This window comes from uncultured Psychroserpens sp. (assembly GCF_947500255.1).
Classification (GTDB): Bacteria; Bacteroidota; Bacteroidia; order Flavobacteriales; family Flavobacteriaceae; genus Psychroserpens.
Genome location: NZ_CANMRL010000002.1, coordinates 160,432 through 184,567, shown reverse-complemented (window position 1 = coordinate 184,567; position 24,136 = coordinate 160,432). Strand labels below are relative to the sequence as shown.

At 36.8% G+C, this 24,136-nt stretch carries 7 protein-coding genes; 4 read left to right on the top strand and 3 right to left on the bottom strand.

Annotated features, from left to right (window positions below):
- Positions 1-7 precede the first annotated feature (7 nt).
- Entirely contained in the window at positions 8-1,579 is a 1,572-nt protein-coding gene (locus tag Q0783_RS07565; protein WP_298894301.1) for an NAD(P)H-hydrate dehydratase, read from the top strand.
- A gap of 37 nt (positions 1,580-1,616) precedes the next feature.
- Here Q0783_RS07565 and Q0783_RS07560 read toward each other — a convergent pair whose 3' ends face one another.
- Positions 1,617-3,002, bottom strand: coding sequence for a TlpA disulfide reductase family protein (locus Q0783_RS07560; protein WP_298758013.1), 1,386 nt, complete (start codon positions 3,000-3,002; stop codon positions 1,617-1,619).
- 126 nt (positions 3,003-3,128) lie between these two features.
- Here Q0783_RS07560 and hutH point away from each other — a divergent pair, with 126 nt between their 5' ends.
- A complete protein-coding gene (gene hutH / locus Q0783_RS07555) occupies positions 3,129-4,640 on the top strand; it encodes a histidine ammonia-lyase (RefSeq protein WP_298894300.1) in 1,512 nt (503 codons plus the stop codon).
- Positions 4,641-5,115: 475 nt separating this feature from the next.
- Positions 5,116-18,150 carry a T9SS type A sorting domain-containing protein gene (locus Q0783_RS07550; protein ID WP_298894299.1) on the top strand — a complete coding sequence of 4,345 codons (13,035 nt, stop codon included), beginning with the start codon at positions 5,116-5,118 and terminating at the stop codon, positions 18,148-18,150.
- 176 nt (positions 18,151-18,326) lie between these two features.
- On the opposite strand, the gene Q0783_RS07545 is transcribed toward Q0783_RS07550, so the two are convergent.
- A complete protein-coding gene (locus Q0783_RS07545; RefSeq protein WP_298894298.1) occupies positions 18,327-18,692 on the bottom strand; it encodes a hypothetical protein in 366 nt (121 codons plus the stop codon).
- Between the two features lie 84 nt (positions 18,693-18,776).
- Positions 18,777-21,326: an ATP-dependent Clp protease ATP-binding subunit gene (locus Q0783_RS07540; RefSeq protein ID WP_298894636.1), complete on the bottom strand. Its 2,550-nt coding sequence runs from the start codon at positions 21,324-21,326 to the stop codon at positions 18,777-18,779.
- A 256-nt stretch (positions 21,327-21,582) separates the two neighbouring features.
- Here Q0783_RS07540 and gyrA point away from each other — a divergent pair, with 256 nt between their 5' ends.
- Positions 21,583-24,129, top strand: a complete 2,547-nt coding sequence (gene gyrA, locus Q0783_RS07535; RefSeq protein WP_298894297.1) for a DNA gyrase subunit A — start codon at positions 21,583-21,585, stop codon at positions 24,127-24,129.
- Positions 24,130-24,136 lie beyond the last annotated feature (7 nt).

Below are 24,136 nucleotides of genomic sequence, written 5' to 3'. Positions count from 1 at the left end.
CTCTTACATGAAGATTTTTTCAAAAGAACAAATTTACGAAGGCGATCAACTAACTTCCAAGAAACAGAATATTTCATCTACTGAATTGATGGAACGCGCTGGAATACAAATTTTTAATTGGTTACATGTTCGTATGCAAGGTGCACAAGTACCTATTCATGTGTTTTGCGGAATTGGAAATAATGGTGGTGACGGACTCGTAATCGCCAGACATTTAGTGACTCATGGATATAACGTAAAAACCTATGTGGTTAATTGTAGTGACAAGCGTTCAAAAGACTTTTTAATCAATTATGATCGCATTAAACAGACCACAAAAAAATGGCCAGATATGTTGAATTGTGAAGCAGATTTCCCTGAGATTCATAAAGACGATATTATCGTAGATGCTATTTTTGGAATTGGTCTCAATAGACCTGCAAATGATTGGGTGAAATCTTTGTTTGTTCACTTTAGAAATAGCAAAGCATTTACATTAGCCGTAGATATTCCTTCAGGCGCTTATACAAATAAAGCTCCCGAAGATGAAAATGGAGTTGTTTGGGCAAATTATACCTTGAGTTTTCAATCCCCTAAATTGATATTTTTTTTACCAGAAACCGCTAAGTTTACTATACAATGGGAAGTCCTAGATATTGGGATTGATAGAGAATTTTTGTTTATGACAGAAACTGAAGCCGATTTAATTGGTAAACATGAAGTATTGCCTATTTATAAACCCAGAGAAAAGTATGCGAATAAAGGCGATTTTGGGCATAGTTTGATTCTTGGAGGTAGTTACGGAAAGATAGGTTCGGTCGTGCTAGCAAGTCGTGCTGCTTTATCTATTGGAGCAGGATTAGTAACGGCTTATGTGCCAAAATGTGGTTATCAGATTTTGCAAACAGCGTTTCCTGAAGCTATGGTTATAACAGATGAAAATGATACGCTGATCTCTGATATTATTTTTGATATTGAACCCAAGGTTATCGGATTAGGAATAGGAATGGGAACCGATCCAAAAACGATTTCTGCACTGGAAAAATTCCTTAAAACAAATAAAATACCATTAGTTATTGATGCCGATGGATTAAATATATTTTCAAAGAAAAAAGCACTTTTAAAATTGCTTCCAGAACAGAGTGTTTTAACGCCTCATCCAAAAGAATTAGAGCGACTAATTGGTAAATGGAAAGATGATTTTGATAAGCTCAAAAAGACCAAGGCATTTTCAAAAAAACACAAGGTTGTTGTTCTTATTAAAGGCGCTAATAGTATTACGGTTTTTCATGATAAATATTATGTCAATACTACTGGAAATCCTGGTATGGCAACTGCAGGAACTGGCGATGTTCTAACAGGCGTTATTACTGGACTAATATCACAAGGTTATGATGCGCTTATGGCTACTGTTTTTGGTGCTTATTTACACGGAAGATCTGCAGATATTGCTATTGAAGATTTAGGATATCAAGGCCTAATTGCAAGTCACATAATTGAGGCTCTTGGAGAAGCCTATATCGATTTGTTCAAACAACCAGAACAACCTCAAGTTGAAAACGCACAATCGGAAGAATCTGAAACAAAAAAAAGCCACTAATAAAAGCGGCTTTTTTTTATTAATTATATTGGTAAACTTAAGGTTGCATTTTAAGCTCTTCTTCTAATAGTTCCACCAGTTTAGGATTTGAAGGTCTTGGTGCATCAGCGCTTACAATATTTCCATTAGGATCAATTAAGATAAACCTTGGAATACCATCAATAGCATAATCTCTAACAAACTTAGATTTCCAAGCATTGTCAGCCATTAATTGTACACCTCCTAAATCTTTATCTTTTACCATGTCTATCCATTTGTCGTGATCTTTAACTTCATCGATAGAAGTACTAACGAATTCAATGTTTTCGTTGTGAAATTTCTTTTCAACTTCTTTCAAAGAAGGGATTTCTCTAATACATGGTCCACACCAAGTTGCCCAAACATCTACATACACATATTTTCCTTTTAAATCTGCTAGAGACATTTCACCTCCTTTATGATTTTCGTAGTTGTTAAACTGAGGTGAAGGCTTCCCTTTCATTAAGTTTTTGTTTTTTTCAAACTTTTCAGTTAAGCTTTTCTTTGTGTCTTCGCTTGTGGCATTGCTAACAAAAAAGTTATGTAGCGATTCCATATTTGGATTCCCAGGAGATACTAGGAAACCTGCTAAATTATCAATAATGTCATTTTTTAAAGCAGGAATCTTGATATCTGCAATACTTTTTAAATGTTCTGTCGTGGTAGCTAAGTGATCATCACCAATAGCTTCATAGATTGGATTAAGAGATTTTCCTATAGCGATACTTCTGTAGGCATCAGATGATTTATATGCTTTTTCATTATCAAAAGTCATATTCTTTATAGCGTCAGGAACAAAACTTTCAGACACTTCATAACCAGGTTTTTTTGCATAGTACGCATGATATCTTCCGTAACGATCAATCATACCATACTCATCGTATGTTAAGTTTTCTGTTTCTGTAGCGACAAAATCAGCATCAGCACTTTCAAGAGCTTTAAGTGCTTCAAGGTTTTTAGCTTTCATTTTACCAATAGCATCTTTATAGGCGTCTTCTTCTAAAGAATAAAAACTTGCTACGTCTTTAGTCGTCTCTTCGTTGTTTAGATATTTCTTGGCTAGATAATTATTTTCTACAGAACCTTCACCAGAATAGGTAACGGTCTCATCAAATTCCTTAGCGTCAACAGTCAAATCAATGTTATCTCCTTTTTTGAGATACATAGCAGTGCTTTCTCTACCAATTGAGAGTGAATAAAACCCATTTTCAGAAATACGTAATGTATCTGAGAATGTACCATCCTCTTTTATTTCAATTTCAGATTTGAAATCGGTACTACTCAATGTTGCTTTTTTAGCCTTTGAATTTTCTACTTTACCAGATAGAACGGCATAATCAATTTTTGGTTCTTGCTCACATGCAAAAATAGCTAATGCAAATAAGGCAATAATTAATCTTTTCATAATTATAATTGTTTTAGTTACTCAAAAATACAGATTAATAATATTTTAAGTGATATTTTATTAATTATTAACATTTGTTGCAAAGTAGAGCTATAATTCTGAATTTTGGCACTGTAAACTATTTATATGAATACCACTCATTTTATATCTTCTGAAATATTAGAGTTATCTACTATTAGCGATATCATTTTCTTAAATAAAAAAATTGAACTATCAAAAGAAGCAATTGACAGAATTGAAAACTGTCGAAACTATCTGGACGAGAAAATAAAAAACCAAGATCAACCCATATATGGAATAAATACTGGTTTTGGATCCTTATGTGATGTTAAAATTTCTAAAGATAAACTAACTCAACTTCAAGAAAACTTAGTGATGTCTCATGCATGCGGTGTTGGAGAAGAAGTGCCAGGTGAAGTTGTGAAGTTGATGTTATTACTTAAAGTACAATCTTTGAGTTATGGTCATAGTGGTGTTCAGTTAAAAACGGTACAGCGACTAATCGACTTTTATAATAACGATATTTTACCTGTTGTTTACACACAGGGATCTTTAGGTGCTTCTGGAGACTTAGCACCACTTGCACATTTGGCTTTACCACTTATAGCAAAAGGAGAGGTGGTTTGCAATGGAAAGATTTGTGCGACTCAAGACATTATGTCTCAATTTAATTGGCAACCTATTCAGTTAAAATCAAAAGAAGGTTTAGCCTTATTAAATGGAACTCAATTTATGAGCGCTTATGGTATTCATTTACTCATAAAGTCATATAAGCTTTCTTATTTTGCCGATTTAATTGGTAGTATTTCTTTGGAGGCATTTGATGGAAGATCTGAACCTTTTAATGAGTTGGTTCATTTAGTAAGACCTCACAACGGGCAAATTAAAACTGCCAAACGTGTAAGAGCGTTTTTAGAAGGCAGTGATCTTATTCAACAAAAAAAAGAACATGTTCAGGATCCTTATTCGTTTAGGTGTATTCCACAAGTGCATGGTGCAACAAAGGACACTCTTGATTTTGTACATAAAGTTTTCAAAACTGAAATTAATGCAGTCACAGATAATCCAAATATTTTTGTCGGAGAAGATGAAATTATTTCTGGTGGAAATTTTCATGGACAACCATTGGCGTTAGCTTTAGATTATCTTAAAATAGCTATGGCTGAGTTGGGTAATATTTCTGAAAGAAGAATTTATCAATTGGTTTCAGGCCTTAGAGGTTTGCCTACATTTTTAGTTGATAACCCTGGGTTGAATTCTGGATTTATGATTCCTCAATATACAGCAGCAAGTATTGTGAGTGCAAATAAACAACTGGCATCACCTGCAAGTGTAGATAGTATTGTGTCTAGTAATGGTCAAGAAGACCATGTGAGTATGGGAGCAAATGCAGCAACCCAATGTTTTAAAATTATTTACAATATTGAGCGTATATTATCCATCGAACTACTTAATGCGTCCCAAGCCATTCATTTCAGAAGTCCGCTAAAGTCTTCAGCCTTTATTGAATCTTTTTTAGAGAGCTATAGAGTTGAGGTTCAATTCGTAAAAGAAGATTTGGTGTTTTATAAGCTAATAGAAAAAACCATACATTTTATCGATGAATTTTACATTGAAAATGAATTACTTTTCGATTAACTGCAAAAAAAAATGTTCAACTGTTTAATATCAAAAAAAAGGATAAATTTATTTGGCAGTCAGTATTTTATACTATACTTTTGAAAGTAAGTTGAGGTGGATTATGTTCAATTTCAACTTGATAGTAAATTAAATAATAGCAACCTAATTTACTATTCTTACCTTAAAAATTGTTTAATAGCACAACAATTGATTATTAGCATTTATTGATTTTAGAATGACATCATTCTAACCTGATGTTCTGCATTTGCGGTACGTCATATTTTGTTTTGAAGCTTATACGCAAATATTGTATTTGCGCTTTTGCTGACAATACGTGTATTGTCAATATAAATGTTAAGATAATTTTAATTTAAAACCAAATGTTATGTTTATGAGCAATTTTACTCGAAGTGGTAGACGCGCCAAAATTTGGCAATCTATTACTAACTTATCGTGTTGTAGCATTGATCTTATGACTAAACAAACTAAAAGCATGAAGACACTACTTGTCTTTATCATGCTTTTTGCGTTTAGTACAGGCTCAGTGTTTGCACAAGACCTTGGTCGAAGTACATTCTTCAACCGATGTCTAGACGATGCGCCTCCAGGTCCTACAGAGGCCGACGTCGCGAATCTTTATTTAAACCAATGTGGAGATATTCCAGCTGAGGTTGTTAAATCTGTCCTAGAGGAAGGGAATGATTGTGACTGGAGAGTTGAGTACACTTATGATGTTAAGTGTGGAGACTTTGAAGAGCAAATCAAAATCGCCTATACAGGTGGTGATTTAACGGCGCCTCAATTAAATGATGGAGCAGTTCTACCTGAAGGAGCTACAGGTTTAGGCCTTTGCGATGACTCAATCCCTATGGGACCATCAATTGCTGATATAGCTGGTCTATATTCAGATAATTGTAGCGATGTTATCGTAGAAAAGTCAGGAACTCCTGTAAGCGATGGTTGTGATTGGTCTGTTACTTACACTTATACTATTAGGGATGCCTGTTTTAACATGGCACCAGATTTAGTTATTACTTATAGTGGTGGAGATAACCAAGCACCTCAATTAAATAAAGGAGCTCAAATACCTTCTGGTGATAATGGGCTTAATCTTTGTTATGATGATAGACCATTAGGTCCAACTGAAGGAGAGATTGCTGCATTATTTTCTGATAATTGTGGAGGTGTAAACGTTATTAAGTCTACTTCCCCAGTTAAAGAAGTAAATGATTGTAAGTGGATGGTTGCTTATCAATATAGTATTGAAGATGATTGTGGGAATTTTGCAGAACCTATAACTATTCAATATACAGGTGGAGATACTGAAGCTCCTGAGCTTTCAGGTGATCCAGATGATGTAACAGTTAGTTGCATAGATTTAATACCACCAGCAGAGGATATTACTGCTCTAGATAATTGTACAGAGTTACTAAAAGTTATTTTAGATGAGAACATTGATAATCTAGGTAATGCTTGTGAAGGCGGAACAGTAGTTAGAACATGGACGGTTGTTGACAATTGTGGATATTCTTCTAGTGTGAGTCAAACAGTTACAGTATTACCAGCACCAACTGCAGAATTTGATGAAGTAGAAGACATGGAGATTTCATGTGAAGAAGCAAATTCTTATCAACCAGGATACTTAGCTTATACTAATGGTGGAGCAGGAGCATGTGAGATATCAGGAGAAGTTCTAGGAGAATTAAGTGGATCATACGATGAGTGTGGTGGAACACTTACAGTAAACTGGACATATACTGATGATTGTGATAGAACAATCGAAGCAAGTAAAACAATAACAGTATTACCAGCACCAGCTGCTGAGTTTGATGAAGTAGAAGACATGGAAGTTACATGTGCTGAAGCTTTAGCATTTCAGGCTAGTCCATTAGGATATTCTAATGGAGGAACTGGAGCATGTGAGATATCAGGAGAAGTAGATGGAGAAGTAATTGGAGATTATACAACATGTGGAGGTTTTATTTATGTAGATTATGTATTTACAGATGACTGTGATAGAACAATCACAGCTAAGAAGACAATCACAGTATTACCAGCACCAATGGCTGAGTTTGATGAAGTGGAAGACATGGAGATTTCATGTGAAGAAGCAAATTCTTATCAAGCAGGAGCATTAGCATATTCTAATGGAGAAGCGCCAGGAACTTGTAATATTTCAGGAGAAGTTCAAGGAGAATTAAGTGGATCATACGATGAGTGTGGTGGAACACTTACTGTAAACTGGACATACACAGATGAATGTGATAGAACAATTGAAGCAAGTAAGACTATTACAGTGTTACCAGCACCAATGGCAGAATTTGATGAAGTTGAAGACATGGAAATTTCATGTGAAGAAGCAAATTCATTCGAGCCAGGAACATTAGGATATACTAATGGAGGAACTGGAGCATGTGAGATATCAGGAGAAGTTCAAGGTGAATTAAGTGGATCTTACACAGAGTGTGGAGGAACATTAGAAGTTGACTGGACATACACTGATGATTGTGATAGAACAATTACAGCTAAGAAGACGATTACAGTATTACCAGCACCAGCTGCAGAGTTTGATGAAGTAGAAGACATGGAGATTTCATGTGAAGAAGCAAATTCATACCAAGCAGGATCATTAGGATACACTAATGGAGGAACTGGAGCATGTGAGATATCAGGAGAGGTTCAAGGAGAATTAAGTGGATCATACGATGAGTGTGGTGGAACACTTTATGTAAACTGGACATATACTGATGCATGTGAAAGAACAATTGAAGCAAGTAAGACAATCACAGTATTACCAGCACCAATGGCTGAGTTTGATGAAGTAGAAGACATGGAAGTTTCATGTGAAGAAGCAGCATCAGTAGTAGCCGGAACATTAGGATATACTAATGGCGGAACTGGAGCATGTGAGATATCAGGAGAAGTTCAAGGCGAATTAAGTGGATCATACGATGAGTGTGGTGGAACATTATATATTGACTGGACTTATACTGATAACTGTCAGAGAACAATTGATTACAGAAAAACAATCACAGTATTACCAGCACCAGCTGCAGAGTTTGATGAAGTAGAAGATATGGAAGTTTCATGTGAAGAAGCAGCATCAGTAGTAGCAGGATCATTAGGATACACTAATGGCGGAACTGGAGCATGTGAGATATCAGGAGAAGTAGAAGGTGAATTAAGTGGATCATACGATGAGTGTGGTGGAACACTTACAGTAAACTGGACATATACTGATAAATGTGAAAGAACAATTACAGCTAGTAAGACTATTACAGTATTACCAGCACCAATGGCTGAGTTCAATGATGTACAAGATATATCTATAGCTTGTGAATTAGCTAGCCAATATGAAGTGAATCCATTAGGATACACTAATGGCGGAACTGGAGCATGTGAGATATCAGGAGAAGTAGAAGGTGAATTAAGTGGATCATACGATGAGTGTGGTGGAACACTTTATGTTGACTGGACATACACTGATGCATGTGGAAGAACAATTGATGCTAGAAAGACTATTACAGTTGAACCAGCACCAATGGCTGAGTTTGATGAAGTGGAAGACATGGAGATTTCATGTGAGGAAGCAAATTCATTTGAAGCAGGAGCATTAGGATATACTAATGGTGGAACTGGAGCATGTGAGATATCAGGAGAAGTTCAAGGCGAATTAAGTGGATCATACGATGAGTGTGGTGGAACACTTTATATCGACTGGACATACACTGATGATTGTGATAGAACAATTACAGCTAAGAAAACAATCACAGTATTACCAGCACCAATGGCTGAGTTTGATGAAGTAGAAGACATGGAGATTTCATGTGAAGAAGCAAATTCATACCAAGCAGGATCATTAGGATACACTAATGGCGGAACTGGAGCATGTGAGATATCAGGAGAAGTTCAAGGCGAATTAAGTGGATCATACGATGAGTGTGGTGGAACACTTTATGTAAACTGGACATATACTGATGCATGTGAAAGAACAATTGAAGCAAGTAAGACAATCACAGTATTACCAGCACCAATGGCTGAGTTTGATGAAGTAGAAGACATGGAAGTTTCATGTGAAGAAGCAGCATCAGTAGTAGCCGGAACATTAGGATATACTAATGGCGGAACTGGAGCATGTGAGATATCAGGAGAAGTTCAAGGCGAATTAAGTGGATCATACGATGAGTGTGGTGGAACATTATATATTGACTGGACTTATACTGATAACTGTCAGAGAACAATTGATTACAGAAAAACAATCACAGTATTACCAGCACCAATGGCTGAGTTTGATGAAGTTGAAGACATGGAAATTTCATGTGAAGAAGCAAATTCATTCGAGCCAGGATCATTAGGATACACTAATGGCGGAACTGGAGCATGTGAGATATCAGGAGAAGTTCAAGGCGAATTAAGTGGATCATACGATGAGTGTGGTGGAACACTTTCAGTTGATTGGACGTATACTGATAAATGTGATAGAACAATCACAGCTAAGAAGACAATCACAGTATTACCAGCACCAATGGCTGAGTTTGATGAAGTAGAAGACATGGAAGTTTCATGTGAAGAAGCAGCATCAGTAGTAGCTGGATCATTAGGATACACTAATGGCGGAACTGGAGCATGTGAGATAGCAGGAGAAGTACTAGGAGAATTAAGTGGATCATACGATGAGTGTGGTGGAACACTTTATATCGACTGGACATACACTGATAACTGTCAAAGAACAATCGAAGCTAGAAAGACTATTACAGTATTACCAGCACCAATGGCTGAGTTTGATGAAGTAGAAGACATGGAGATTTCATGTGAAGAAGCTAATTTATTCGAGCCAGGAACATTAGGATACACTAATGGTGGAACTGGAGCATGTGAGATATCAGGAGAAGTTCAAGGTGAATTAAGTGGATCTTACACAGAATGTGGAGGAACATTAGAAGTTGACTGGACATACACTGATGATTGTAATAGAACAATCACAGCTAAGAAGACAATCACAGTATTACCAGCACCAATGGCTGAGTTTGATGAAGTAGAAGACATGGAGATTTCATGTGAAGAAGCGAATTCATACCAAGCCGGATCATTAGGATACACTAATGGAGGAACTGGAGCATGTGAGATATCAGGAGAAGTTCAAGGCGAAGCTACACCAGATTACGATGAGTGTGGTGGAGTAATTATAGTAAACTGGACATACACTGATAACTGTCAAAGAACAATCGAAGCAAGCAAAACTATTACAGTATTGCCAGCACCAATGGCTGAGTTTGATGAAGTAGAAGACATGGAGATTTCATGTGAAGAAGCGAATTCATTCGAAGCAGGATCATTAGGATACACTAATGGCGGAACTGGAGCATGTGAGATATCAGGAGAGGTTCAAGGAGAATTAAGTGGATCATACGATGAGTGTGGTGGAACACTTTATATCGACTGGACATACACTGATGATTGTGATAGAACAATTACAGCTAAGAAGACGATTACAGTATTACCAGCACCAATGGCTGAGTTTGATGAAGTAGAAGACATGGAAGTTTCATGTGAAGAAGCAGCATCAGTAGTAGCCGGATCATTAGGATACACTAATGGAGGAACTGGAGCATGTGAGATATCAGGAGAGGTTCAAGGAGAATTAAGTGGATCATACGATGAGTGTGGTGGAACACTTTATGTTGACTGGACATACACTGATAACTGTCAGAGAACAATTGATTACAGAAAAACAATCACAGTATTACCAGCACCAATGGCTGAGTTTGAGCAAGTAGATAATATTACAATTACTTGTGAGGAAGCAAATTCATTTACAGCATATCCTCTTGGATATTCTAATGGCGGAACTGGAGCATGTGAGATATCTGGAGAAGTAGAAGGTGAATTAAGCGGTCAGTATTCTGAATGTGGAGGTTTACTATTTATCGATTGGACATACACTGATGATTGTGATAGAACAATTACAGAAAGACAACAAATTAAAGTTAATCCAGCACCAGCTGCAGAGTTTGATGAAGTAGAAGACATGGAGATTTCATGTGAAGAAGCAAATTCATTCGAAGCAGGATCATTAGGATACACTAATGGAGGAACTGGAGCATGTGAGATATCAGGAGAAGTTCAAGGTGAATTAAGTGGATCATACGATGAGTGTGGTGGAACACTTTATGTTGATTGGACATATACTGATAACTGTCAGAGAACAATCGAAGCTAGAAAGACTATTACAGTATTACCAGCACCAATGGCAGAGTTTGATGAAGTAGAAGACATGGAGATTTCATGTGAAGAAGCTAATTTATTCGAGCCAGGAACATTAGGATACACTAATGGAGGAACTGGAGCATGTGAGATATCAGGAGAAGTTCAAGGAGAATTAAGTGGATCTTACACAGAATGTGGAGGAACATTAGAAGTTGACTGGACATACACTGATGATTGTAATAGAACAATCACAGCTAAGAAGACAATCACAGTATTACCAGCACCAGCTGCAGAGTTTGATGAAGTAGAAGACATGGAGATTTCATGTGAAGAAGCAAATTCATACCAAGCAGGATCATTAGGATACACTAATGGCGGAACTGGAGCATGTGAGATATCAGGAGAAGTTCAAGGCGAAGCTACACCAGATTACGATGAGTGTGGTGGAGTAATTATAGTAAACTGGACATACACTGATAACTGTCAAAGAACAATCGAAGCAAGTAAGACTATTACAGTATTGCCAGCACCAATGGCTGAGTTTGATGAAGTAGAAGACATGGAGATTTCATGTGAAGAAGCGAATTCATTCGAAGCAGGATCATTAGGATACACTAATGGCGGAACTGGAGCATGTGAGATATCAGGAGAAGTTCAAGGTGAATTAAGTGGATCTTACACAGAATGTGGAGGAACATTAGAAGTTGACTGGACATACACTGATGATTGTAATAGAACAATCACAGCTAAGAAGACAATCACAGTATTACCAGCACCAGCTGCAGAGTTTGATGAAGTAGAAGACATGGAAGTTACATGTGAAGAAGCAGCATCAGTAGTAGCAGGAACATTAGGATACACTAATGGCGGAACTGGAGCATGTGAGATATCAGGAGAAGTAGAAGGTGAATTAAGTGGATCATACGATGAGTGTGGTGGAACACTTTATGTTGACTGGACATATACTGATAACTGTCAAAGAACAATCGAAGCTAGAAAGACTATTACAGTATTACCAGCACCAATGGCTGAGTTTGATGAAGTAGAAGACATGGAGATTTCATGTGAAGAAGCAAATTCATTCGAAGCTGGAGCATTAGGATACTCTAATGGAGGAACTGGAGCATGTGAGATATCAGGAGAAGTAGAAGGCGAATTAAGTGGATCATATGATGAGTGTGGTGGAACACTTTATATCGACTGGACATACACTGATGATTGTGATAGAACAATCACAGCTAAGAAGACAATCACAGTATTACCAGCACCAATGGCTGAGTTTGATGAAGTGGAAGACATGGAAGTTTCATGTGAAGAAGCAGCATCAGTAGTAGCCGGATCATTAGGATACACTAATGGAGGAACTGGAGCATGTGAGATATCAGGAGAAGTACTAGGAGAATTAAGTGGATCATACGATGAGTGTGGTGGAACACTTTATATCGACTGGACATACACTGATAACTGTCAGAGAACAATCGAAGCTAGAAAGACTATTACAGTATTACCAGCACCAATGGCTGAGTTTGATGAAGTAGAAGACATGGAGATTTCATGTGAAGAAGCAAATTCATACCAAGCAGGATCATTAGGATACACTAATGGCGGAACTGGAGCATGTGAGATATCAGGAGAGGTTCAAGGAGAATTAAGTGGATCATACGATGAGTGTGGTGGAACACTTTATGTAAACTGGACATATACTGATGCATGTGAAAGAACAATTGAAGCAAGTAAGACAATCACAGTATTACCAGCACCAATGGCTGAGTTTGATGAAGTAGAAGACATGGAAGTTTCATGTGAAGAAGCAGCATCAGTAGTAGCCGGAACATTAGGATATACTAATGGCGGAACTGGAGCATGTGAGATATCAGGAGAAGTACTAGGAGAATTAAGTGGATCATACGATGAGTGTGGTGGAACACTTTATATCGACTGGACATACACTGATAACTGTCAGAGAACAATCGAAGCTAGAAAGACTATTACAGTGTTACCAGCACCAATGGCTGAGTTTGATGAAGTAGAAGACATGGAGATTTCATGTGAAGAAGCAAATTCATACCAAGCAGGATCATTAGGATACACTAATGGCGGAACTGGAGCATGTGAGATATCAGGAGAAGTACTAGGAGAATTAAGTGGATCATACGATGAGTGTGGTGGAACACTTTATATCGACTGGACATACACTGATGATTGTGATAGAACAATCACAGCTAAGAAGACAATCACAGTATTACCAGCACCAGCTGCAGAGTTTGATGAAGTAGAAGACATGGAGATTTCATGTGAAGAAGCAAATTCATTCGAAGCAGGAGCATTAGGATACTCTAATGGCGGAACTGGAGCATGTGAGATATCAGGAGAAGTTCAAGGCGAAGCTACACCAGATTACGATGAGTGTGGTGGAGTAATTATAGTAAACTGGACATACACTGATAACTGTCAAAGAACAATCGAAGCAAGCAAAACTATTACAGTATTGCCAGCACCAGCTGCAGAATTTGATGAAGTAGAAAACATGGAGATTTCATGTGAAGAAGCAAATTCATTCGAAGCAGGAGCATTAGGATACACTAATGGCGGAACTGGAGTATGCGAGATATCAGGAGAAGTTCAAGGCGAATTAAGTGGATCATACGATGAGTGTGGTGGAACACTTTATATCGACTGGACATACACTGATGATTGTAATAGAACAATCACTGCTAAGAAAGAAGTTACTGTTTTACCAGCACCAATGGCTGAGTTTAACGATGTACAGGATATTACTATAGCTTGCTATTTAGCTAGCCAATATGAAGTGAATCCATTAGGATACACTAATGGAGGAACTGGAGCATGCGAGATATCAGGAGAAGTAGAAGGTGAATTAAGTGGATCATACGATGAGTGTGGTGGAACACTTTATGTTGACTGGACTTATACTGATGCATGTAACAGAACAATCGAAGCTAGAAAGACTATTACAGTATTACCAGCACCAGCTGCAGAGTTTGATGAAGTAGAAGACATGGAGATTTCATGTGAGGAAGCAAATTCATTCGTAGCAGGAGCATTAGGATACTCTAATGGAGTTGATGATGATATATGTAACATCTCAGGTGAAGTACCAGGGGAATTAAGTGGATCTTACACAGAATGTGGCGGAACACTTTATATCGACTGGACATACACTGATGCATGTGATAGAACAATCACTGCTAAGAAAGAGGTTACTGTATTACCAGCACCAATGGCTGAGTTTGATGAAGTAGAAGACATGGAAGTTTCATGTGAAGCAGCAGCATCAGTAGTAGCCGGACCATTAGGATACACTAATGGCGGAACTGGAGCATGTGAGATAGCAGGAGAGGTTCAAGGCGAATTAAGTGGATCATACGATGAGTGTGGTGGAACACTTTATATCGACTGGACATACACTGATAACTGTCAGAGAACAATCGAAGCTAGAAAGACTATTACAGTATTGCCAGCACCAATGGCTGAGTTTGATGAAGTAGAAGACATGGAGATTTCATGTGAAGAAGCTAATTTATTCGAGCCTGGAACATTAGGATACACTAATGGTGGAACTGGAGCATGTGAGATATCAGGAGAAGTTCAAGGTGAATTAAGTGGATCTTACACAGAATGTGGAGGAACGCTTTCAGTTGACTGGACGTACACTGATGATTGTGATAGAACAATTACAGCTAAGAAGACAATCACAGTATTACCAGCACCAATGGCTGAGTTTGATGAAGTGGAAGACATGGAAGTTTCATGTGAAGCAGCAGCATCAGTAGTAGCCGGATCATTAGGATACACTAATGGCGGAACTGGAGCATGTGAGATATCAGGAGAAGTTCAAGGAGATTTAAGTGGATCATACGATGAATGTGGTGGAACACTTTATGTAAACTGGACTTACATAGATAATTGTCAAAGAACAATCCACGCAAGTAAGACTATTACAGTATTACCAGCACCAATGGCTGAGTTTGATGAAGTAGAAGACATGGAGATTTCATGTGAAGAAGCTAATTTATTCGAGCCAGGATCATTAGGATACACTAATGGTGGAACTGGAGCATGTGAGATATCAGGAGAAGTTCAAGGAGAATTAAGTGGATCTTACACAGAATGTGGAGGAACATTAGAAGTTGACTGGACATACACTGATGATTGTAATAGAACAATCACAGCTAAGAAGACGATTACAGTATTACCAGCACCAGCTGCAGAGTTTGATGAAGTAGAAGACATGGAAGTTACATGTGAAGAAGCAGCATCAATAGTAGCAGGACCATTAGGATACACTAATGGAGGAACTGGAGCATGTGAGATAGCGGGAGAAGTTCAAGGAGAATTAAGTGGATCATACGATGAGTGTGGTGGAACACTTTATATCGACTGGACATATACTGATGCATGTAACAGAACAATCGAAGCTAGAAAGACTATTACAGTATTACAGGCACCTGTAGCTGAATTTGATGATCCAGGTGAAATGGAAATTTCATGTACTGATGCATTATTAAATTTCGAAGCAACTCCATTAGGATACTCTAACGGAGCAACGGGAGCATGTGAGATATCAGGAGAAGTAGATGGAACAGTAATTGGAGATTACACGACTTGTGGAGGCTTCATATATGTTGATTATACATTTACTGATGATTGTGGTAGAAAAATCACAGCTAAGAAGATAGTTACTGTTCTTCCTGCAGAAGAAGCTGAGTTTGATGAAGTAGAAGACATGGAAATTACATGTGAAGAAGCTGAAACATTCCAGGCAGGATCATTAGGATTCTCTAACGGAGGTAGTAGTACTTGTAGAATTGAAGGATCAGTAGAAGGTGAATTAAGTGGATCTTACACAGAATGTGGAGGAACACTTACAGTAGACTGGACGTATACTGATGTATGTGATAGAACAATCACAGCTAGCAAGACTGTTTCAGTATTGCCAGCACCAATGGCTGAGTTTGATGAAGTAGAAGACATGGAGATTTCATGTGAAGACGTAGCATCATTCGAAGGTGGATCATTATCTTATAATAATGGTGCAACTGGAGCTTGTGAGATTTCTGGATCTGTACAAGGTGTACCGCAACCTTTCGAAGGTAGCTGTGGATCTTTTGATGTAGATTATACATTTACTGACGACTGTGGACGTACAATTACAGCTAAGAAAACTGTAACTGTAATTGACAATGTTGCGCCAATGCCAACTGGAGTTTGTGATAATGAAACCGTAACAATTGAAGGTTGTCCTGCAACTGCTGAAATCTCTCTAGAAATTGGAGACGAAATTAGCATTGAAGACAGAGACTGGACTATTGATGGTATTTCAATCGAAGAACTTAACGGTACATTAGCACCATGTTTCACAGATAACTGTGCAGACGTAAGTGATTTAACTTTCAGAGTAATCGGAAAAGATGCTGAAAGAAAAGATTGCGAAACGACACTTACTGTTACTTTCGAAGTAGAAGATACTTGCGAGAATGTATCTGAACCATTTACTTGTACATTTATTGTACAGGATACAACTGGACCTTCATTTAATGAAGAATTACCACAAGATATCGCTATCGAATGTGGTGAGGAAATCCCAGCAGCACCAGTATTAACTGCTAGTGATGATTGTTCAGATGCAACTGTAGACTATAACCCAGGTTTATTTAGAAGAGAGTGTAAAGCTGATGATGCTAGTAACCATACATTATGGATTGCTAACAATGGAGGCTTAGACGCTACTAATAGAAACTGGACGTCTACTAGCACGTCAACATTCGAACAATTCTCGAATGGTACTGCTAAATTGACTGGAACAGTTGCTAATGTTAACAATGCGAATCAAATATTTGAATTTGTTGCATGGTTTAAAGATGCTAGTACATATGAAGAGTGGACATCTATTCCTAATGCTGCGTCTCCAACAGGTTTCCGTCAAGCTAAGCTAGACGCTGGAACTTCTAATGGAGCGACATTAGCAGATGCACAAACTTGGACTTATTACCTCATGGATGAATCTAAAGACAACAAATTAGTTGGACAAGGTGATTATGCAGGAGTAGAGTTAGCTCTTTCTCATAACCCTTCTAACTTAAGATATGGATTACAATATGGTAACAAAGCTAGTTTACAAAGTAACGGTTTAGGAGTATCTACTTGGATCAAAATCCAAGGAGATTACGATGGAGGACACTTCAGTAGTAATGGAGACTTTAATGTTGCATTATCTGATTGTGTTGAAGATCCTAACTTCGACCTTGAAGGACAATGTGATGCAACTATAGTTCGTACTTGGACTGCAACTGATGCTTGTGGAAATGAAACTGTTCATACACAAACAATCACGATCAGCGATAATACGCCTCCTGTAGTTGAGTGTCCTGAAGATGTAGATTTCGGTTATGTTACTGAAACTCCATCAGGATTCGCAGATAAAGCGCCTTATACTGATAACTGTAGTGCTTCTGGTCAAACACAAGTGTTTACCGATAGTGAAACTACTGTTGAACCAGGAGGGGTTACTCAAGTTGGTACTGAATTAAGATTCATATTCCAAGCAGGTTACATCTTAACATTTGGAGATGCACCAGCGGGTACTGTAAATGACGCTCCTTATTACCAAGGATTTGTTACAGACCTTGATGGTAATTACTTACCTCAATATGGAAACTTTGAATTGATATTCTACTTTAATAACTTATTCTTTGACTATAGTATAGTTCAGAATGGTGAGGAAGTAGGATTCGGACCAAGAATTGATGGATTACCATCTTGTAACTCTGAAGACTGGTACGTAGAAAGTGTTAACGGTCACAACAAAGCATTAACTGTTGAGTGTGGTCAGTTTGAATCTACGCTTGAGTACTCATTTACTCGTACATTCTATGCAGTTGATGCATGTGGAAACGAAGGTGAGTGTTCTGTAGAGTACACTTGGAGTACTGCTGGAACAGCAGCGAGAAGTTCTGCAACAGAAGAAGAAGGATTTGCGTTCTATCCAACGAACAGAGATCCTGAAGCTAGCAGCAGAATGGCTCAAGACCTAACGGTTGACTTCAAAGCGTATCCAGTACCATTTGATAAGGAAGTTAATATTGCATACTCATTCGAGTTTGATACTAACGTAACTATTGAGTTATTTGATACTAAAGGTCTATTGATCTTAAGTGAAACTAACGATAGATATGTTACAGGTTCTCAAGACAAGACTACTTTTGACTTGTCAAGAATCTCAAACCAAATGTTCTATGTTAAGTTAACTACGAGTCAAGGTTCGGTTACTAAGAAGATTGTATCTTCTGGTAAGAAGTAAATTGATAAATAATTAGGGAATTCCCTAAGGGTAAATATGAAAGGCAGCTATTTTATAGCTGCCTTTTTTTATTCAAGAATTATTATAATTGAAATTTTAGAGCGTATAATGACAACAACATTAATTGAAGTATTAATGGAGATTGTAGTAATTTAAATAAGAGCTAAACCTAAGTATTATACAGTTAATGTTTGAGCCCAACTAAAAGCTTCAGGTAATGTATCAAATATTTCAAAAGGTTTATTTAAAAACAATTTTTCTATCTGAGCAGTACTCTTAGCCATAAAATTTTTTGAGACGACACAAAAACCGACAAGGTTAGTAATTTTTGAAGTTTCCTTATAAACAGATGGATCAACAGAATACGAATTTATTCTGTGTGTGATATAGACAAAAGGTTTGTTTTTGAAATGACTATCTGCAATATCTGTTAGTATAACATTGTGTTTAACAGTGATATTAACGCCTGTGTTTACAGTTACGACCATGTAGTTTTCGTAAAGATAAACATCGCAAAAATCAAGTTTTATTTGATCTGTCATATCTTAAAGTTAGTCATTCTAAAAATTTGAAACAAAAAAAAGCCTCTTTATTTAAAGAGGCTTTTTTTATTAAGTGATTAAAATTTAAGATTCTGTTTGCTTTTCAGATTTCTCAATTTTTATAGTCAATTCATCAGATTTAGTGTCTAAATCCATAGTTATAGTATCGCCTTCAAGTAATTGAGAATTAATAATCTCTTCGGCTAGAGCATCCTCAATATATTTTTGAATAGCTCTCTTTAAAGGTCTTGCACCATAATCTTTATCAAATCCTTTTTCAGCAATATAGTCCTTAGCTTTTTTGCTTAACTTCAATTTATAACCTAAATCTTTTATTCTCTTGATGAGATGAGCTAATTCAATGTCGATGATTTTATTAATATCTTCTCTTTCAAGAACATTAAAGACCATGACGTCATCAATTCTATTTAAAAATTCAGGAGCAAATGCTTTTTTAAGTGCATTTTCAATGATACTTCTTGAATTATCATTTGCCTGTGCTGCTTTAGCAGAAGTTCCAAAACCTACGCCTTGACCAAAATCTTTTAATTTTCTTGCTCCAATGTTGGAAGTCATGATTATTATTGTATTTCTAAAGTCAATTTTTCGTCCTAGACTGTCTGTTAAGTAACCATCATCTAAAACTTGTAAAAGCATATTAAAAACATCAGGATGTGCTTTTTCAATTTCATCCAATAGAATCACAGCATAAGGTTTTCTGCGCACTTTCTCAGTTAATTGACCACCTTCTTCATAGCCTACATAGCCTGGAGGTGCACCAATTAATCTTGAAATTGCAAATTTTTCCATGTATTCGCTCATATCAATTCTAACAAGCGCTTCTTCACTATCAAAAAGCTCACGAGCCAATACTTTGGCTAGCTGTGTTTTACCTACTCCTGTTTGCCCTAAAAAGATAAATGAACCAATTGGCTTATTTGGATCTTTAAGGCCAGCACGATTACGCTGAATGGCTTTTACAACTTTGGAAACAGCTTCATCTTGCCCAATTACTTTCCCTTTTATGAGTTCAGGTAATTGTGCTAGCTTGTTACTTTCAGTTTGAGCAATTCTATTTACAGGGATTCCTGTCATCATAGACACTACATCTGCTACATTATCTTCGGTAACAACTTCTCTATGTTGCTTAGTTTCTTCTTCCCATTTTTCTTGAGCAATCGCCAATTCTTTTTCTAGACGCTTTTCATCATCTCTTAGTTTAGCAGCTTCCTCATATTTTTGTTTTTTAACAACCTTATTTTTAGTTTCCTTAACCTCTTCTAATTTCTTTTCTAATTCTAGAATTTGTTTTGGAACATCAATATTAGTAATATGTACACGAGATCCAGCTTCGTCAAGAGCATCAATTGCCTTGTCTGGTAGAAATCGTTCGGTCATATATCTATTAGTTAATTTAACACAAGCTTCAATAGCTTCTTGAGTGTAATCAACATTGTGATGTTCTTCGTACTTGCCTTTAATATTATTAAGAATTTCTATGGTCTCTTCAACAGTTGTAGGTTCTACTATAACTTTTTGAAAACGACGTTCTAACGCACCATCTTTCTCTATATATTGTCTGTACTCATCAAGTGTAGTCGCTCCAATACATTGGATTTCTCCTCTTGCTAAAGCAGGTTTAAACATATTTGAGGCATCTAAACTTCCTGTAGCGCCACCAGCTCCAACAATAGTATGAATTTCATCAATGAATAAGATGATGTCATCGTTTTTTTCAAGCTCGTTCATCACGGCTTTCATCCGTTCTTCAAATTGCCCACGATATTTGGTTCCAGCAACTAAACTTGCTAGATCTAAAGTAACAACACGTTTATTGAACAGGATCCTTGATACTTTTCGTTTCACAATTCTAAGCGCTAGTCCTTCAGCAATTGCCGATTTACCAACACCAGGTTCACCTATTAATAATGGGTTGTTCTTTTTACGTCTACTCAAAATTTGAGAGACACGTTGAATTTCTTTTTCTCTTCCAACTACAGGGTCAAGTTTTCCTTCTTCGGCAAGAACAGTAAGATCTCTTCCGAAGTTATCTAACACTGGAGTTTTTGATTTCTTAGTTGATTTGGCTGAAGACTGTCCAAAAGGATTCTCTTTAGCGGCCTCCTCTTCATTAGGCTCGTCATCAGAGAATGACTCAGATTTTGGAAGGTCTATATAATCGTCATCATTTGTTATCATAAATTTGAATTGTTCTTTTACATTATCATAATCTACCTTTAACTTATTTAAAAGTTTTGTGGTAGGATCGTTTTCGTTTCTTAAAATACACAATAATAAATGTGCAGTATTTATTGACGTGCTTTGAAATAATTTTGCTTCTAAAAAAGTAGTTTTTAGTGCACGCTCTGCTTGTCTAGTTAAGTGTAAATTTTTCTTTTCATTTGAAGCTACAGTTATATTTGGATTTGCTGGGCTTAAAATCTCAACCTTTCTTCTTAAGTGATTAAGGTCGATATCAAGTGCATTTAATATATCTATAGCTTTGCCATTGCCATCACGAAGTAGTCCCAACATTAAATGTTCGGTGCCTATAAAATCGTGACCTAATCGCAACGCTTCTTCTTTACTGTACGCAATTACATCTTTAACTCTTGGGGAAAAATTATCATCCATAGTAAACTCTTTCTGCATTAAAAATAATAAAATCTACCTATTATAGGGCAAAAACTATACCTTAAATATAGGCGTACTACTAATAGAGTGAAAAAACTTTACAAATTCAAAGTATTTAACAAGATACTTATTAAAAATTAGACTAAAATTTGTTAATAAATTGTTTTATTTTTTGGATGATAAGACGCTTAAACACTATGAAAATCGTTATCTTAGCACGATTTGAAAACCTACAAAAATCTAATTTATATAATATATGGAAGAAGGAGAGAAATTGATCCCTATAAACATTGAGGATGAAATGAAATCTGCCTACATTGATTATTCAATGTCGGTCATTGTGTCACGTGCATTACCAGATGTCAGAGATGGTTTAAAACCAGTACATAGACGTGTACTTTACGGCATGCATGAACTTGGTGTTAGATCAAATACTGCTCATAAGAAATCGGCAAGAATAGTAGGAGAGGTACTAGGTAAGTATCATCCACATGGTGATACGTCGGTTTATGATGCTATGGTGCGTATGGCTCAAGATTGGAGTTTACGTTATATGTTAGTTGATGGTCAAGGTAACTTTGGTTCTATCGATGGCGATAGTCCGGCAGCAATGCGTTATACTGAGGCCAGAATGAAGAAAATATCTGAGGAAATGCTTGCAGATATTGATAAAGAAACTGTAGATCACAAATTAAATTTTGATGATACACTTCAAGAACCAACAGTACTTCCTACAAGAATCCCAGGTCTACTAGTCAATGGAGCTTCAGGTATTGCTGTGGGTATGGCTACTAATATGCCACCTCATAATTTATCAGAAGTAATAGATGGGACTGTGGCCTATATCGATAATAATGATATCGAAATTGATGAACTTATTCAGCATGTAAAAGCTCCAGATTTTCCTACTGGAGGGACTATCTATGGCTATGATGGTGTTCGTGAAGCTTTTAAAACAGGTCGTGGACGTATCGTTATTCGTGGTAAAGCTAGAATAGAAGAAGTACAAGGTAGAGAATGTATTATCGTTAGTGAAATACCTTACCAAGTCAATAAGGCAGATATGATAAAAAAGACTGCTGATTTGGTAAATGATAAGAAAATTGACGGCATCTCTCTCATTAGAGATGAATCTGATAGAAATGGTATGCGTATCGTTTACGTATTAAAGCGTGATGCCATCCCAAATATTGTATTGAACATGTTGTATAAGTATACAGCATTACAGTCATCTTTTAGTGTAAATAATATTGCATTGGTGAATGGTCGTCCGCAACTATTGAACCTTAAAGAAATGATTCATCATTTTGTTGAACATAGACACGAAGTTGTTGTAAGGCGTACAAAATATGAATTACGTAAAGCTGAAGAACGTGCACATATATTAGAAGGTCTAATTATAGCTTCAGATAATATTGATGAAGTTATTGCACTCATTCGTGCCTCATCTAACGCAGATGAAGCGCGTTCAAAATTAATTGAAAGATTTAAGCTTTCCGAAATACAAGCTAAGGCAATTGTTGAGATGCGATTACGTCAGCTTACAGGATTAGAGCAAGACAAATTGCGTACTGAGTATGACGAATTGATGAAAACAATTGAAGACCTTAAAGATATTCTTGACAAGAAAGAGCGTCGTTACGGTATCATTAAAGATGAACTTCTTGTTATTAAAGATAAGTATGGTGATGAGCGTCGTTCTCAAATTGAATATGCTGGAGGAGACTTAAGTATTGAGGACATGATTCCTGATGAGCAGGTAGTAATTACTATTTCTCATGCTGGATATATCAAACGAACATCGCTTACCGAGTACAAAACTCAAAATAGAGGTGGTGTTGGTCAAAAAGCTTCAACTACACGTAATGAAGATTTCTTAGAACATTTATTTGTTGGAACTAATCACCAATACATGTTGTTCTTCACTCAAAAAGGAAAATGTTTCTGGATGCGTGTTTTTGAAATCCCAGAAGGTAGTAAAACATCTAAAGGTCGCGCCATTCAAAATCTAATAAATATTGAGCAAGATGATAAAGTTATGGCTTTCATTTGTACTCAAGATTTAAAAGACGAGGACTACATCAATAGTCATTATGTGATCATGGCCACAAAGAAAGGTCAAGTCAAGAAAACATCTCTAGAACAGTATTCAAGACCTAGAACAAATGGTATTAATGCTATTACAATTAAGGAAGATGATGAGTTGCTAGAAGCAAAACTTACAACAGGTAATAGTCAAGTTATGCTTGCTTTGAAATCTGGTAAAGCTATCCGATTTGAAGAAGAAAAGACTAGACCTATGGGTAGAAATGCTTCTGGTGTAAGAGGAATTCGATTAGCAAATGATAAAGATGAAGTAATTGGTATGATTGCTATCGAGAATCCGCAAGAGGAATCTGTTCTTGTAGTTTCTGAAAAGGGCTATGGAAAACGAAGCTATATTGATGATCCAGAAGATGGAGAAGCAATTTATAGAATTACCAATCGTGGAGGAAAGGGTGTGAAAACGATATCTGTTACTGAAAAAACAGGTCATTTAGTTGCAATCAAGTCTGTTACAGATGAAGATGATTTAATGATTATCAATAGATCTGGAATTGCTATTAGGATGGAAGTTAAAGACCTAAGAGTTATGGGTAGAGCAACTCAAGGTGTAAAACTTATCAATTTAAAGGGAAGTGATTCTATTGCAGCAGTAGCAAAAGTAATGAAAGAAGATGACGAAGAGGTTGATATTGAAGATTCTGATATTCAGGATGTTAACGATAGTGGCACAACTCTTGATTCTAACGAAGAAGAATAAATTACAT